The following is a 267-nucleotide window of genomic DNA, read 5'->3' as shown; positions in this document are numbered from 1 at the left end:
AAATGTTCCGCAAGCTGCTGGACAGCGGTGAAGCAGGCGACAACATCGGCGCCCTGATCCGTGGTATCGGTCGTGAAGACGTTGAGCGTGGCCAGGTTCTTTGCAAGCCGGGTACTGTTACCCCGCACACGAAGTTCAAGGCTGAGGCTTACATCCTCACGAAAGAAGAAGGTGGTCGTCACACCCCGTTCTTCACCAACTACCGCCCGCAGTTCTACTTCCGTACGACGGACGTGACTGGTGTGGTGTCCCTGCCGGAAGGCACGG

Annotated in this window: 1 protein-coding gene; it reads left to right on the top strand. The window is 58.4% G+C overall.

Annotated elements, in window-relative coordinates; genetic code table 11:
- Window positions 1-267: EF-Tu C-terminal domain-related protein (locus AC2A6O_RS29060; RefSeq protein WP_498932187.1), on the top strand; the 267-nt coding region annotated here is incomplete at both ends.

The organism is Labrenzia sp. ATLA3, assembly GCF_057180185.1.
Note: the sequence above shows the minus strand (reverse complement) of the source record. Positions and strands in the feature narration are given on the sequence as shown.